Raw genomic sequence first — 13,107 nt, forward strand, 5'->3', positions numbered from 1 at the left:
TCGTCGCAAATGCGACCCGCCGCAGGCGGAGAATCCTGCAAGAGCAGGATTCTTTTTTACCTTTAGAAACGGATTTTAGCGGTAGTATACGGTATCCCTCATGGTAAAGGAGCCCTCATTGGAGAATTTGATGTTTCTGGAATGGAGGGAGTCTTTATATTCCAGGGAATTTACCTTTTTGAAGCTGTAGATCCCGTCAAAGGAGCCGTCTTCATCATAGTACATACCCACCAGGCTGTCGTCAGCGCCCAGATTTAACTCCATATAATCGCCGTCTTCAGAAGTATAAGTTCCGATCAGATCGTAGGCATCATATTCATAGGAAGCTTCACCGGAGTTCTCTCCATCTTCCTCATCATTTCCAGCGTTTTCTTCCAGGTTGAACTGGAGCTGTACGCCTCCGTCCACGATCCAGGCCCCGTCCTTATTGACCTGGTAGTTATCCGGTGTGGTCGTATCTGAGAGCATGTAGCCGTCGTTTCCAAAGTAATAGCATTCAAAGGTACCGTCCTTATTTCCGTCCAGCCATTTCCATTCGGCTGCGGGATTGGAGCCGTCGTCGTTGAGCCACCACCAGCCGGTGTCATTGGATTTCCATTCTCCTGCAAAGGCGGTGAGGCCTGCGGCTGCGGTCATTGCTGTGGTTAAGACCAGGGTCATGATTTTTTTCTTCATATTAAAATCCTCCTAAAGCTATGTAAGTTTGTGTTTCATTTTCTTATAGCATCATAGTAACAAAGGTATGTGTAGAAATTGTGAAATCTTTTAGGAAAAAATGGGAGATTTATGTGGCAAATTTATGGCAGATTTGCTATGCTGTATGTGGAATAAATTTTTATAGGAGGATACAGATGGAATATAAGGTTTCAGAACAGGTACGCCAGAAATTTGACGCCCTCGTAAAAGACGAAAAGGTTCAGAAGGCACTGAAGTTTATGGAAGAAGACCAGGATGCGGTCATCGACCGTCAGATCGAGCTGACCCTGATCCCCGCCCCCACCTACCATGAGCAGAAGAAGGCAGAACGTATGCTGGAAATGTTTAAGGAAGAGGGGCTTTCTGACTGTCACATTGACGAATACGGCAACTGTGTGGGGATCCGTAAGGGCACCGGCGGCGGAAAAACGACCCTGGTGGAAGGCCATATGGATACTGTATTCGCCCTGGATACAGAGCTTAAGATCGTCCGGGAGGACGGCTTTATCAAATGTCCCGGAATCGTAGACGATACAAGAGGCTGTGCGGCCGTTCTTTCCACGATCCGGGCTTTAAACGCCGCCGGGATCCAGACAAAGGGGGATATCCACTTTGTGGGAACGGTACAGGAGGAAGGGACCGGCGCTTTAAAGGGAATGAAGTATTATGTGGACCATCATCCGGAGCTGGAGGCCAGCATTTCCGTGGACGGACCCGGCTACCAGGAGATCACTTATGAGGCCACAGGCATCCAGACGTATGAGGTGAACTTCAACGGAATCGGCGGCCATGCGTGCGGCATGTTTGGAAAGGTGGCAAACCCGCTCCATGCGGCGGCCAGAGCCATTGCCAAGATCTCGGAATTCCGTGTTCCCGCAGATCCCATGACGACATTTGCAGTGACCAACTTCCATGCGGGAAGCTTTGAGGCGGTCCATGCCATCGTTCCCACAGCCCAGATCCGTTTTAACTTCCGTTCCAATTCCCAGGAGGAGCTGGAGAAGCTTCGTGACCGGATCTTTGCCGCCATCGACGAGGCATGTAAGGAGGAGACAGACCGCTGGGGCATGGATACCATCACATATGAAGTGAAGCATATCTGTGACGTCAACGCCGGTCATCAGGATTCCCACGCGTCCATCGTGGAGGGAGCCATGGCGGCGGCAGAATTCCTTGGCTGTGCAGAGCCGAAGCTTGGAAACGGCGGCTCCACCAACTGCAACCGGGCCCTGGAAGCCGGACTTCCGGCGGTCTGTCTGGGAGGCGGCTGTGATTATGACTGCCAGTGCCATACCCTGGACGAGCAGTTTAAGGTGGAGGATGCCTTCAAGGGCTGCCAGCAGACGCTCCTCATGACTCTGCTCTGCGCCGGAACAGAAATGACGGAAAGCATCATTTAGCTTGCGCCGCCAGGCAGAAGGAAGTATTCTGATAAGGCTGGTATATTATAGGAAAAGAGGGAGATACAGATGGAAAAGAACAGCACTGAGTTTATGCAGCAGGTATATGATCTGGCAACCGGAGCCTATAATCCTGGAAGCAGCATCGTGGCAGAGAATGCCTTTGTGGAAAATGTGTTCAGTGAGGGCTCTGTCTGTGCAGAGGCTTACAGGGAGGTGTATGCCGCCGGAGAGCGCCTGTGCAGACGTCTGGGCGTGCAGTTCGGCGACGATGTGGACGTGGAGGCCATTGTGGACAACATGATGGAGATCCAGAGGGAGATCGGCCTTAAGATGTACGAATACGGCTGGTATTTTGCCAAAGGCGGAGACGGGATCCATAAGGTATAGGAGTGTGTCATGGCTTTTTTGGAGGATCTGAAGGGATTTTACGGAACTGGCGAGAAAAACCGGGCGGGTCAGAGCCTGGAGGAATTTCTGGACAGGTATGATCCCAGAAAATATGACTGTCCCAGCTGTACCACGGATATTGTGGCGGTACAGTGTGATGAGCCGCTCCGGTCCTGGGGGCAGCCCTTAAAGCTTCTTCTTGTTAAACGGGGCAATCATCCAAGCATTGGCTGGTATGCCACGCCGGGCGGCTTTGTGGAGCTTAAGGAGGATCTTTATGAGGGTGCGGCCAGAGAGCTTCAGGAGGAGACCGGAGTGACGGGACTTCCGCTCCAGCAGCTTCGTACCTGGGGCGCTTATGACAGGGATCCCCGGTGGCGGGTGATCACGACCTCGTTCCTGGCTCTGGCGGAAGGCGATCTGCCGGTGAGGGCCGGCGACGATGCGGCGGATGCGCTGTGGATGGATGTGTCGCTCCGTCTGGTCTCGGAGGAGGACGGGCAGCAGCGGAAGGAGATCTGGGAGCTTTGCCTGGACCATGAAGAACGGAAGGTCCATGTGGCGGCCCGGGTAGAGCGTACATATTTCCCGGACGCCGTGCTTCCCAGGGAAAGGTACAGGCTCCTGTGGGCGGACGGCCTGGCTGTGGACCACGGCTGCATCATCACCCAGGCGCTTCTTTATCTGAAGGAGCGGCTGGAGGAGAGGACAGGCGGAAAGACAGTCCGTTAAATAGGAAGGCCGGCATGTGATCCCGAAAGGAACGGCATGCCGGTTTTTCTGATGTTTTAAGGCTTTATGCGGGCGGCCGCGTCTGGCTGCCGGTAAAGATATCTGGGAAGCCCGTTTTCCATGATCCGTTCCGGTTCACCCTGGATCAGCGGCAGGATATAGGGAAGGAAGCTGTCTGTTACGTCAGAACCGCCCTGAGAGATCCATTCTGCCGGAAATTTCTTTTCCTGGTTGCAGATCCGTCCCACCGGCTCCAGGTAGCAGGAAAGCTCGTAGGGGGCATCGGAGGTCCGCTGGAAGGCTGCCATTTTTCCTGTTTCCCCGGAAAGGGCGGCGTGGACTCCGAAGGCGCCTGCCATGGCAGACTCCTCGATATCTGTTCTGGAGGCCAGCATCCCGCTGCATCTCTGGCTTACATTGAGCTCAATGGAGCGGACCTTGACGTGGAACCGGTCACGGACGAAGGATTCCAGGACCTCTCCGCAGCCGGTGAGCATTTTGTGTCCGAAGGAATCCAGCTTTGCGGCGTCGGAATATTCGCAGATAAAGGTTCCTCCGGCGTCGGCAATGCCCTCGGAAACGCAGACGACCACATTGGCTGTTTTTTCAAAGGCATGCTCCAGATCCTGGTAAAAGGCCTCAAGCTCAAAGGGAGCCTCGGGGAGGTAGATGAGGATAGGGTTGTCTCCCTCATATTTTCTTGCCAGCTTTGAGGCAGCTGTGAGCCAGCCGGCGTGGCGTCCCATGATCTCGATGATTGTCACAGATCTCTGCTGGTATACAGAGGCGTCCAGGACGATCTCCCGGACCGTGGAGGCCACATATTTTGCGGCGCTGCCGAAACCGGGCGTATGGTCTGTGAGCACCAGATCGTTGTCAATGGTCTTGGGAATGCCGATGAACCGTACATCGCTGCCGGTCCGGGCAGCAAAGCGGGAAAGCTTATCCACCGTATCCATGGAGTCGTTTCCTCCCACATAGAGGAAATATCCGATGTTCATTTCGCGGAGATTATCAAAAACAGCGGAATAGACAGCGTCCGTCAGATCCTCCGGGAGCTTAAAGCGGCAGGACCCCAGATAAGCGGCGGGCGTCAGCCGGAGGAGCTTCAGCTCTTCCTCGCTGAGGGCAGTCAGATCTGTGACCTGGTCCGCAAGGAAGCCCTCAATGCCGTTGAGCATCCCATAGACACGGCCCTCCTGCCCTGCCTCCTTCCATGCCTGTACTGCGCCGCAGAGGCTGGCGTTTATGACGGCGGTGGGGCCGCCGGACTGTCCGATCACTAAATTCTTCATAATAAATCCATTCTCTCCATTCTAGTGCGATTTAGAGTCAGTACTTCTTACTGCCGGCGGTGGGATCATTTATCTCCGGGCCGGCGTGCTGTACGGAAATATTATAATACAGGAAGAAAGAAAATCAATCAATTTTTTCAGGCTGGTATAGATCTGGGAAAAGCGGCAATAATAGGAGTATCACCAAAGAGAAAGATTAATACTTATCCTCCCCTTTTTAACCGGCTCCGGTACGAAGTTCGTACTGGGGCTGGTTTTTTTTCACTATTGAACCAATGGTTCAAGACAACGCGGCTGATTTCGTGTATGATAGAAGCAGATGAAAAGAATCTGGAAGGACAGGCAGGTGATGGGATGGTAAAGATATCGAAAGAGGAGACAGGAAAAAGGATACGCAGACTCCTGGCAGAGAGCGGGATCACAGTCCGGGATGTGCAGGAGGAGCTGGAGCTGGACAGTCCCCAGTCTGTTTACAAATGGCTGAAAGGGAAGGCTCTCCCTTCTCTGGATAATCTCCTGGTCCTGGGATGTATGCTGGATCTGCCTGTGGAGCAGCTTCTGGTCCTGGAGGGGAAGGAGGATGAGGAGATCGTACAGAGGAGGAAAAGGTGGGTCAAAAAACGCCCGCATATTCTGTGCGCCTATGTCCTCAGGACCCACAGGAACCTGGAACGGATCCAGATGATACTGAGTGATACCAGGACCGACTGGAAGCCGGAGAAGCGCAGTGGGATCTGGAAGGAGGCTCCAGAACCAGAAAACGGAAGGAATTCCTTTAATCCAGAAGCTCCGCGTAGGTGACGTTGAGGACCTTGGCCAGGGCCTTCAGCTCAATGTCTGTTATAAAGCGTTTGCCGCTTTCCATCCGCTGGATCGCATTTTTATCAATATCAAGGCCTTGTACCTGGAGCATATCGGCCAGCTTCCTCTGGGAGACATTTTTCATCTCCAGGCGCAGCTTCCGTATTTTTTGTCCGCATATATTATTTAGTCCGTGTTCTGATTTGTTTTTGTACATCGCTTTCTCCCCTCAAGACATTCACTGATTGTCAGTAAGATAAATATATGTTAAGATGGACCGGGAGATGACATTTACTAGATGTCGAAAATAGATTTTATTAAAAGAAAGAGGGGTTCATTCATGAATTATAAGGAACTGGCAGAAAAAGCCCGTGAAATAAAAGCCGGCGGAGAGAGATTCCTTGCACAGTATGAAAATGAGATCGTGGATTTTCTGAGAGAGGATGCAGAAGACGCGGAGAGCCGCCTGCAGAAGGAGATCTTTTTTGAATTTCTGGATAATCTCCATGGAATGTGCCATCTGGCAGAATATATGGGACTGGAGGTCGTAAAGGAGGGGGTTCTGGGTCTGGACAGCCAGGGAGAGATGACGCTGGACGGCGATATCCTGCCGCTGATGACAGAAGTAGAGGTGAAGCTGTATGACAAGGAGGAGGAGCAGGAGATCTGGACCAGGACCTATGTGGCCGGGGCAAAGAAGCGGTATCTGGTGGGAATCGACCGGTCCTGCCCGCTAATTGGAATGCGGGCACGTATGCGTGGATAAAAAAGGGGTATAATAGGGCCAGAGGTGATGAAATGAGATCGATCTGGTCCATAAACGACATACAGAAGAAAGATAAACGGGAACCTTTTCCAGAGCACATTTCTGCGGCCGTGATCGGAGGGGGGATGGCAGGGATCCTTTGTGCATGGTTCCTTATGGAAAGCGGTGTGGATACAGTAGTCCTGGAGGCAGGGACCGTTGGGAGCGGGCAGACGGAAGGGACCACGGCTAAGATCACATCCCAGCATGGACTGATCTACAGCAGACTGACAGAGACCATGGGGGCAGAAGCTGCGGCCCGGTATGCCCAGGCCAGCCAGACAGCTATCGATCAGTATGAGCGGATCGTGGATTCTGCGGGGATCCAGTGCGGTTTTAAAAGGCTGCCCTCCTATCTGTATACAGAATGCGGGGAGGGGATGAAAAAGCTGGAGCAGGAGCGTTCTGCCGCTGTGAGGGCCGGTATACCGGCCTCTATCGTATATGATACCGGCCTTCCCTTTCCGGTGAAAATGGCTCTGCGGTATGAAAATCAGGCCCAGTTTGATCCCATTGGTTTTTTATACGGCCTGTCGGATTCCTTAAAGATCTGCCAGTATACCAGAGTCCTGCAGGTAAAAGGTCATGAGATACGGACTGACCGGGGAACTGTGAAGGCAGACCATATTGTTTTTGCATCGCATTTTCCGTTTCCCCGCTGGCCGGGCTTTTACTCAGCCAGGATGCACCAGGAAAGAAGCTATGTACTGGCTCTGGAAACAGAGGACTGGGACTTGGGGGGAATGTATTATGGGATCGATCCGGATGGACTTTCCTTCCGGAATGCCGGTGAACTGGTGCTTGTGGGCGGTATGGGACACCGGACAGGAGAGGGCAGGATCAAGGATCCCTATGGGGAGCTTGAGAAAAGAGCGGGGAATATCTGGAAAAAAGCCGAGATAAAGGCGTCCTGGTCGGCCCAGGACTGCATGACTCTGGATTCAGTCCCCTATATTGGCGTTTTCTCAAGGCTTCGTCCGTACTGGCTTGTGGCCACAGGATTCGGAAAATGGGGAATGACCAATTCTATGGTTTCCGCCATGGCGGTCTGTGATGCGGTTACTGGACAGAGTATGAAGGAATGGGAGCTGTTTTCTCCCCAGAGAAAAACTTTTTCAGCCTCATATAAAACTTTTTTGAAAGAAATGGGACATTCCATTAAGAATCTGGCTGTATTGGGAGGACCAAGATGTCCCCATCTGGGCTGCCGGCTCCAGTGGGATCCAGCAGAGAGGACCTGGGACTGTCCCTGCCATGGGTCCAGATTCCGGGCAGACGGAGAACTTCTGGATGAACCTTCAAAAAAGAATATAAAAAATCCCGGCTGTTAAAATACAGCCGGGAAATCCGGAACCCAGATCATTTTAAGGAGCTTCCAACGGTCCGACACTCTGGATCTCTCTGGATTGACGATGCAGGAGCCATCAGCGCTCCTGTTTTTTAAATACAGACTTTGGCTGTTTACAGATCGGGCACTTCCAATCATCGGGAAGCTCCTCAAAGGGAGTTTCCCCTTCATATACATATCCGCATACGGAGCAGACATAGGCTGTCTTTGGAATGGTTTCTTCCTCCTTCAGATAAGTAGGAGCATTTTTGGGGCTCTTTCCCTTTACCACAGTATGATAATAGGAATAGGTCATTGCCGGAGCATTTTCCAGGTTATCGGCATCCAGAACCTTTCCAAGGAAAACTGTGTGGCTGTCGGTCTCCATTTTGTTGACGACCTGGCACACGATATACGCGCAGGCATCCTCGATCACTGGGAGGCCTTCAACAGTCTTATAGGAAACAGAATCAAATTTATTGACGTTTTTTCCTGACTGGAATCCAAAGGTCCCGATGATCCCAGGATCCGTGTTTTCAGAAAGGATGGAAATAGCAAATTTTCCGGTTCTTTCAATGCAGGAATTGGTAAAGTTGTCATGGTTGATGCTGATGGCAATGGACGCCGGATCGGATGTGATCTGCATGGCGCTGTTGGCGATACAGCCCGTAGGCCGGTCCCCATCCAGGGAAGAGATCAGATAGACGCCATAAGAAAGTTTTCGGAATGCGGATTTGTTCATACTAAGCCCTCCTGTGATCACTTGTGTTATGCAGTTATTTCTTTTTCGCTGGCGGATATTCGTCCCGGATCTCGTCTGCGAGGCGCTCGATCATCTGCTTTTTCAGATACACATCGAAGGCAAGCTCACAAATGAAGGAAAAGAGCTGGAGCGCATCCTTCTCACCGGGATCTTCCACGTCGGAAAAGGTTTTTTCTGCTGTTTCAAATTTTGCTTTTACGTCATCCTTTAATTTATCCATCTGGCTGTGTTCCATGGTAAATACCTCTGTATATACCTGGGACAGAGGAAGCGGAGCTTCACCGAAGTGGTGCTCTGTGATATAGGACAGAATGGTCTCAATATCGTTAAAGTTCAGCAGATTCTTAAAGTAATAAATAAATACCAGAAGCAGGATATGATCCTGGGTGTATTTTTTACGTACCGGAGAGGGAAGGAGGTTGTTTTTGGCATAGTTATTGATCATAGTCTTTGTGAGTACCTTGTCCTCCGGATATCGCTTCAGCTCCCTCAGGTGTTTCTCCATAAAGGTAGTTACCTGGTCCATGTAAAGGTCGATCTGCGGGATATCTTCAACTTTTATGTGATCCAGACTGTTCAGGTGCTGGAACAGTCCTTCTAAGCGTTCTTCATTGGTTTTCATGGTGAAACTCCTTTCAATACTTATTATATAGTATTAAAAACTAGATGACAAGAGACAAATACGATTTTCTCGTTTTATTGGACAGCATCCGGGGAATCTGGTATAATACGAATCTGACAAGAAAGGGGAATATCATGAAGAGTTTTGAGACACTGAACCCAATGCAGCAGCAGGCTGTTTTACATACAGAGGGTCCCCTCCTGGTACTGGCAGGAGCCGGATCCGGAAAAACGAGGGCATTGACCCACCGGGTCGCCTATCTGATCGAGGAAAAAAATGTGTCGCCCTGGAATATCCTGGCGATCACCTTTACGAATAAAGCGGCAGGAGAAATGCGGGAACGGGTCAACGGGCTGATCCCCCAGGGAGCGGACAGCGTATGGGTCAGCACCTTCCACTCGCTTTGCGTCCGGATCCTCAGACGTTTCATTGAAAATCTGGGGTACGAGTCCAGCTTCTCTATTTATGACACCGATGACCAGAAAACACTGATGAAGCAGATCTTTAAGGAACGGGAGATCAATGGAAAGCTGTATAAGGAGCGCGGAGTGCTGGGGATCATTTCTTCGGCCAAGAATGATCTGGTCACGCCGGAGGAGTTTGCCCTGGAGAGTAAAAAGGACGGATCTGCCCGCAACCAGCAGATCGCGGAGCTGTATAAGGAATACCAGGTGCGGCTGAAGAAGAATAATGCCCTGGATTTTGATGACCTTCTGGTGAAAACTGTGGAGCTTTTTGAATCCTGTCCGGAGGTTCTGGACTATTACCAGGAAAGATTCCGCTACATCATGGTAGACGAGTATCAGGATACCAATACGGCCCAGTTCAGGCTTGTGAGCCTGCTGGCCTCCAAATACAGGAACATCTGCGTGGTGGGAGACGACGACCAGTCCATTTACCGGTTCCGAGGAGCCAATATAAAGAATATACTGAGTTTTGAGGAGGCGTTTCCTGGCGCAAAGGTCATTAAGCTGGAACAGAATTACCGCTCCACAAAGACCATCCTAAGCGCGGCCAACGAGGTGATCCGTAATAATGAGGGGAGAAAGGATAAGACCCTCTGGACAGAAAATGAGACGGGAGAGAAGATCCGTGTAAAGCTGTTTGATACGGCATACGATGAAGCGGAGGGAATCGTTTCCGACATTATGAAAAGGGGAGGTTCCTGGAAGGATTCCGCCATTCTTTACCGGACCAACGCCCAGTCCCGTATCCTGGAGGAGAAATTTGTCACCCATAATATCCCTTACCGGATGGTGGGCGGCGTGAATTTCTACCAGAGAAAGGAGATCAAGGACATCCTGGCGTATTTAAAGACCATTGCCAACGGGCGGGACGACCTGGCGGTTCAGAGGATCATCAATGTACCGAAGCGGGGAATCGGAGCCGTATCCATCGGAAAGGTAAACATGTATGCAGCTGAGCATGGGATGAATTTTTATGATGCGCTTTTAAGGATCGGGGCGGTGCCGGGCCTGGGAAAGGCTGCGCCCAAAATAGACCAGTTTACGGATGAGATCGGCCGTTTCCGGAAAAACTTAAAGGATGGAATGGCGATCCAGAATGTGATCACAGATATCCTGGAGTCCACAGGATATAAGGCGGAACTGATGGAGGAAGGCGAGGTGGAGGCAGAAACCCGTCTGGAAAACATCAGTGAGCTGTCCAATAAGGCTGTGGCGTACTGGGAGGACGCAGAGGAGCCGACCCTGGATGGATTTCTGGAAGAGGTGGCCCTGGTGGCGGACATCGACAGTATGGATGAATCTGAGGACCGGGTGGTACTGATGACGCTCCATTCGGCCAAGGGACTGGAATTCCCTTATGTATATATGAGCGGATTAGAAGACGGTCTGTTCCCCAGCAGCATGGCCATGTCAGAGGATCCCGAAGCTCTGGAGGAGGAGAGGCGTCTGTGCTATGTGGGGATCACAAGGGCCGAGAAAACGCTTATGATGACAGGAGCAAGGCAGCGGATGGTCAAGGGAGAGACACGGTTTTCCAGACCCAGCCGTTTCCTGGCAGAGATCCCGGAGGAATATAAAGAAGAGGAGAGGCAGGAGGATTCTGTATATCAGAGATCCAGGAAGCTTTCTTCGGATGATCTGGAGGATCCGGGCCTTCCGTGGGCCAGATCGTCTGGGATCAGTATGTTTGGTCAGAATCCTTACGTTTCAAAAAAGAGTGGGATGCCATCGGCCCAGCCAGCCTTTGGAAAGGCATTTACAGTACAAAAGGCTGCTTCTCTGGATTATGCGGAGGGGGACCGGGTCCACCATGTGAAATTTGGCGATGGAACCGTAAAGCAGATCGCAGACGGTGGAAAGGATTATGAGGTAACGGTGGAATTTGATTCCATGGGTGTCAGAAAAATGTTTGCATCATTTGCCAGACTTCAGAAATTGTAAAAAAAGTTAAAAAACGGGATAGTAAAATAAAAACAATCATGTTATACTGTAAACATGAATGTGGATTTCTGATCTTAAGAAACCAGAAAGGATGTGCCATGATGAACAAGTTTGACTTTATGGGAAAAGATGCCGTCAGTAAGATGGAGGACCTGATGAATGTATCCAGATTAAATGAACTGCTTCATAAAAAGGAAGAAGAAGAGAAAAAGAAAAACTGTATCCTCTGGGTGCTGGCGATCTTTGGCGCAGTAGCGGCAGTGGCAGCCATTGCGTACGGTGTGTACCGTTTCTTTACACCGGATTATCTGGAGGACTTTGAAGACGACTTTGACGATGATTTTGACGACGATTTCTTTGAGGATGAGGACGAGGAGATGCCTGTCAGAAAAACAGAGGCAAAGGAAGAAAAGTCTGCGGAATAAGCAGGAGAGTACTGAAAAAAGGAGAGGCTGCGGCGATTGCCTGCAAGCCTCTTTTTAAATATATAAGGAGGAACGGATGAAAAAGGGAGAGATTTATACAGGGATCGTGGAAAAGGTGGATTTTCCCAATAAAGGAATCCTTCATATAGAGGATGAAAAGGTGGTAGTAAAGAATGTACTGCCGGGACAGACCGTGGAGGTGGTCGTTACCAAGCAGAAGACGGGAAAGTGTGAGGCGCGGCTTTTAAACGTAGTCTCCAGGGCGGCCTGCGAGACGCCGGAAAAGGCCTGCGTACATGCAGCCGACTGCGGAGGCTGCTCTTACCAGACGCTTCCCTATGAGGAACAGTTAAAGCTGAAGGAGGGCCAGGTAAAAGGCCTTCTGGATGAGGTGATCCGTGGAGAGTACCAGTATGATGGGATCAAGGCAAGCCCTCTGACCAACAGCTATCGGAACAAAATGGAGTTTTCCTTTGGTGACGAGATAAAGGACGGCCCGCTGGCATTGGGAATGCATAAGCGCGGGAGCTTTTATGATATCGTGACCGTGGATCAGTGCCTTCTGGTCCACGAGGACTGCTGCAGGATCTTAAGAGCGACCCTGGACTACTTTAAGGAAAAAAATGTAAGCTTTTTAAAGAAAACGAGCCACCAGGGATATTTAAGACACCTTCTGGTCCGTCGGGGAATGAGGACCGGGGAGATCCTGGCGGATCTTGTGACCACGACGCAGACTGCGGATTCCTGGGCGGGAAAGGAGACAGAGGAGGAGCTTTTGGAGGGATGGAAGCAGATCCTTCTGGCACTGCCCCTTTCCGGCTCCTTTGCAGGGATCCTCCATACAAAAAATGACAGTCTGGCAGACGCCGTTCTCAATGACGGTACGGACGTGCTGTATGGACAGGACTATTTTTATGAGGAGCTTCTGGGACTGAAATTTAAGATCACTCCGTTTTCCTTCTTCCAGACCAATTCCCTGGGGGCGGAGGTGCTTTACGATACAGTGCGCCAGTACATAGGGGATACCAGCGGGCAAATGGTGTTCGATCTTTACAGCGGCACTGGGACCATCGCCCAGATCCTGGCGCCGGTGGCGGAGCATGTGACCGGAGTGGAGATCGTAGAAGAAGCCGTGGAGGCGGCCAGAGAGAACGCTGCCCTCAACGGGCTTTCCAACTGTGATTTCATTGCAGGGGACGTTCTGAAGGTATTGGATACGCTGGAGGGGCAGCCGGATCTGATCGTCCTGGATCCGCCCAGGGATGGGATCCATCCCAAGGCGCTGCCGAAGATCATCCGCTATGGAGTAGACCGGATGGTGTACGTATCCTGTAAGCCTACCAGTCTGGCACGGGATCTGATCGTGCTGCAGGCCGGAGGATACCGGGTGGAGCGGATGGCGCTGGTGGATATGTTTCCGTTTACGGGGCATGTGGAGACGGT

At 51.2% G+C, this 13,107-nt stretch carries 14 protein-coding genes; 9 read left to right on the forward strand and 5 right to left on the reverse strand.

Going from position 1 to position 13,107, the window contains the following annotated elements:
- Window positions 1-75: 75 nt before the first annotated feature.
- On the reverse strand, window positions 76-675 hold the full coding sequence (locus WIH05_RS01415; RefSeq protein ID WP_337424875.1) for a hypothetical protein: 600 nt from the start codon (window positions 673-675) through the stop codon (window positions 76-78).
- A 176-nt stretch (window positions 676-851) separates the two neighbouring features.
- On the opposite strand from WIH05_RS01415, the gene WIH05_RS01420 reads away from it, so the two are divergent.
- The 3 genes from WIH05_RS01420 to WIH05_RS01430 all read left to right on the forward strand — a co-directional run bounded on the left by WIH05_RS01420 (window position 852) and on the right by WIH05_RS01430 (window position 3,218).
- Window positions 852-2,096 (forward strand): M20/M25/M40 family metallo-hydrolase, encoded by a 1,245-nt coding sequence (locus WIH05_RS01420; protein WP_022274435.1) that lies wholly within the window; start codon window positions 852-854, stop codon window positions 2,094-2,096.
- Between the two features lie 69 nt (window positions 2,097-2,165).
- Window positions 2,166-2,486 (forward strand): hypothetical protein, encoded by a 321-nt coding sequence (locus WIH05_RS01425; protein WP_022274434.1) that lies wholly within the window; start codon window positions 2,166-2,168, stop codon window positions 2,484-2,486.
- A 9-nt stretch (window positions 2,487-2,495) separates the two neighbouring features.
- Entirely contained in the window at window positions 2,496-3,218 is a 723-nt protein-coding gene (locus WIH05_RS01430) for an NUDIX hydrolase (RefSeq protein ID WP_215654252.1), read from the forward strand.
- 56 nt (window positions 3,219-3,274) lie between these two features.
- Here WIH05_RS01430 and WIH05_RS01435 read toward each other — a convergent pair whose 3' ends face one another.
- Window positions 3,275-4,516 carry a 6-phosphofructokinase gene (locus WIH05_RS01435; protein WP_337424879.1) on the reverse strand — a complete coding sequence of 414 codons (1,242 nt, stop codon included), beginning with the start codon at window positions 4,514-4,516 and terminating at the stop codon, window positions 3,275-3,277.
- A gap of 351 nt (window positions 4,517-4,867) precedes the next feature.
- Here WIH05_RS01435 and WIH05_RS01440 point away from each other — a divergent pair, with 351 nt between their 5' ends.
- Window positions 4,868-5,314: a helix-turn-helix transcriptional regulator gene (locus WIH05_RS01440; protein ID WP_022274431.1), complete on the forward strand. Its 447-nt coding sequence runs from the start codon at window positions 4,868-4,870 to the stop codon at window positions 5,312-5,314.
- Here the strand turns inward: WIH05_RS01440 and WIH05_RS01445 are convergent.
- Window positions 5,289-5,426: a helix-turn-helix transcriptional regulator gene (locus tag WIH05_RS01445; RefSeq protein WP_337424876.1), complete on the reverse strand. Its 138-nt coding sequence runs from the start codon at window positions 5,424-5,426 to the stop codon at window positions 5,289-5,291. The two genes, WIH05_RS01440 and WIH05_RS01445, sit on opposite strands and share 26 nt — an antisense overlap.
- 228 nt (window positions 5,427-5,654) lie before the next feature.
- Between WIH05_RS01445 and WIH05_RS01450 the strand changes: the two genes are divergently transcribed.
- The gene (locus tag WIH05_RS01450) at window positions 5,655-6,080 is read left to right on the forward strand and encodes a hypothetical protein (RefSeq protein WP_215654250.1); all 426 of its coding nucleotides are present in this window, start codon (window positions 5,655-5,657) and stop codon (window positions 6,078-6,080) included.
- 32 nt (window positions 6,081-6,112) lie between these two features.
- A complete protein-coding gene (locus WIH05_RS01455; RefSeq protein ID WP_337424877.1) occupies window positions 6,113-7,450 on the forward strand; it encodes an FAD-dependent oxidoreductase in 1,338 nt (445 codons plus the stop codon).
- 93 nt (window positions 7,451-7,543) lie between these two features.
- Here the strand turns inward: WIH05_RS01455 and WIH05_RS01460 are convergent, their stop codons facing one another.
- On the reverse strand, window positions 7,544-8,188 hold the full coding sequence (locus WIH05_RS01460; protein WP_215654246.1) for a flavin reductase: 645 nt from the start codon (window positions 8,186-8,188) through the stop codon (window positions 7,544-7,546).
- A gap of 34 nt (window positions 8,189-8,222) precedes the next feature.
- Entirely contained in the window at window positions 8,223-8,831 is a 609-nt protein-coding gene (locus tag WIH05_RS01465; RefSeq protein ID WP_215654244.1) for a DUF1836 domain-containing protein, read from the reverse strand.
- Window positions 8,832-8,965: 134 nt separating this feature from the next.
- Here WIH05_RS01465 and pcrA point away from each other — a divergent pair, with 134 nt between their 5' ends.
- The 3 genes from pcrA to rlmD all read left to right on the forward strand — a co-directional run.
- The gene (gene pcrA / locus WIH05_RS01470; RefSeq protein WP_215654242.1) at window positions 8,966-11,239 is read left to right on the forward strand and encodes a DNA helicase PcrA; all 2,274 of its coding nucleotides are present in this window, start codon (window positions 8,966-8,968) and stop codon (window positions 11,237-11,239) included.
- A gap of 101 nt (window positions 11,240-11,340) precedes the next feature.
- Entirely contained in the window at window positions 11,341-11,664 is a 324-nt protein-coding gene (locus tag WIH05_RS01475; RefSeq protein ID WP_215654354.1) for a DUF4366 domain-containing protein, read from the forward strand.
- Window positions 11,665-11,740: 76 nt separating this feature from the next.
- A partial coding sequence (gene rlmD / locus WIH05_RS01480) for a 23S rRNA (uracil(1939)-C(5))-methyltransferase RlmD (RefSeq protein WP_337424878.1) occupies window positions 11,741-13,107 on the forward strand: 1,367 nt, incomplete at its 3' end.

This window comes from Alitiscatomonas sp., assembly GCF_037242085.1.
In the GTDB taxonomy this organism is placed as follows: domain Bacteria; phylum Bacillota; class Clostridia; order Lachnospirales; family Lachnospiraceae; genus Alitiscatomonas; species Alitiscatomonas aceti.

Coding starts and splice junctions, on each gene's coding strand:
- WIH05_RS01420 (WP_022274435.1), top strand. CDS start 852: ATGGAATATAAGGTTTCAGAACAGGTACGCCAGAAATTTGACGCCCTC.
- WIH05_RS01465 (WP_215654244.1), bottom strand. CDS start 8,831: ATGAAAACCAATGAAGAACGCTTAGAAGGACTGTTCCAGCACCTGAAC.
- WIH05_RS01455 (WP_337424877.1), top strand. CDS start 6,113: ATGAGATCGATCTGGTCCATAAACGACATACAGAAGAAAGATAAACGG.
- WIH05_RS01450 (WP_215654250.1), top strand. CDS start 5,655: ATGAATTATAAGGAACTGGCAGAAAAAGCCCGTGAAATAAAAGCCGGC.
- WIH05_RS01440 (WP_022274431.1), top strand. CDS start 4,868: ATGGTAAAGATATCGAAAGAGGAGACAGGAAAAAGGATACGCAGACTC.
- WIH05_RS01415 (WP_337424875.1), bottom strand. CDS start 675: ATGAAGAAAAAAATCATGACCCTGGTCTTAACCACAGCAATGACCGCA.
- WIH05_RS01475 (WP_215654354.1), top strand. CDS start 11,341: ATGAACAAGTTTGACTTTATGGGAAAAGATGCCGTCAGTAAGATGGAG.
- WIH05_RS01425 (WP_022274434.1), top strand. CDS start 2,166: ATGGAAAAGAACAGCACTGAGTTTATGCAGCAGGTATATGATCTGGCA.
- pcrA (WP_215654242.1), top strand. CDS start 8,966: ATGAAGAGTTTTGAGACACTGAACCCAATGCAGCAGCAGGCTGTTTTA.
- WIH05_RS01460 (WP_215654246.1), bottom strand. CDS start 8,188: ATGAACAAATCCGCATTCCGAAAACTTTCTTATGGCGTCTATCTGATC.
- WIH05_RS01430 (WP_215654252.1), top strand. CDS start 2,496: ATGGCTTTTTTGGAGGATCTGAAGGGATTTTACGGAACTGGCGAGAAA.
- WIH05_RS01445 (WP_337424876.1), bottom strand. CDS start 5,426: ATGCTCCAGGTACAAGGCCTTGATATTGATAAAAATGCGATCCAGCGG.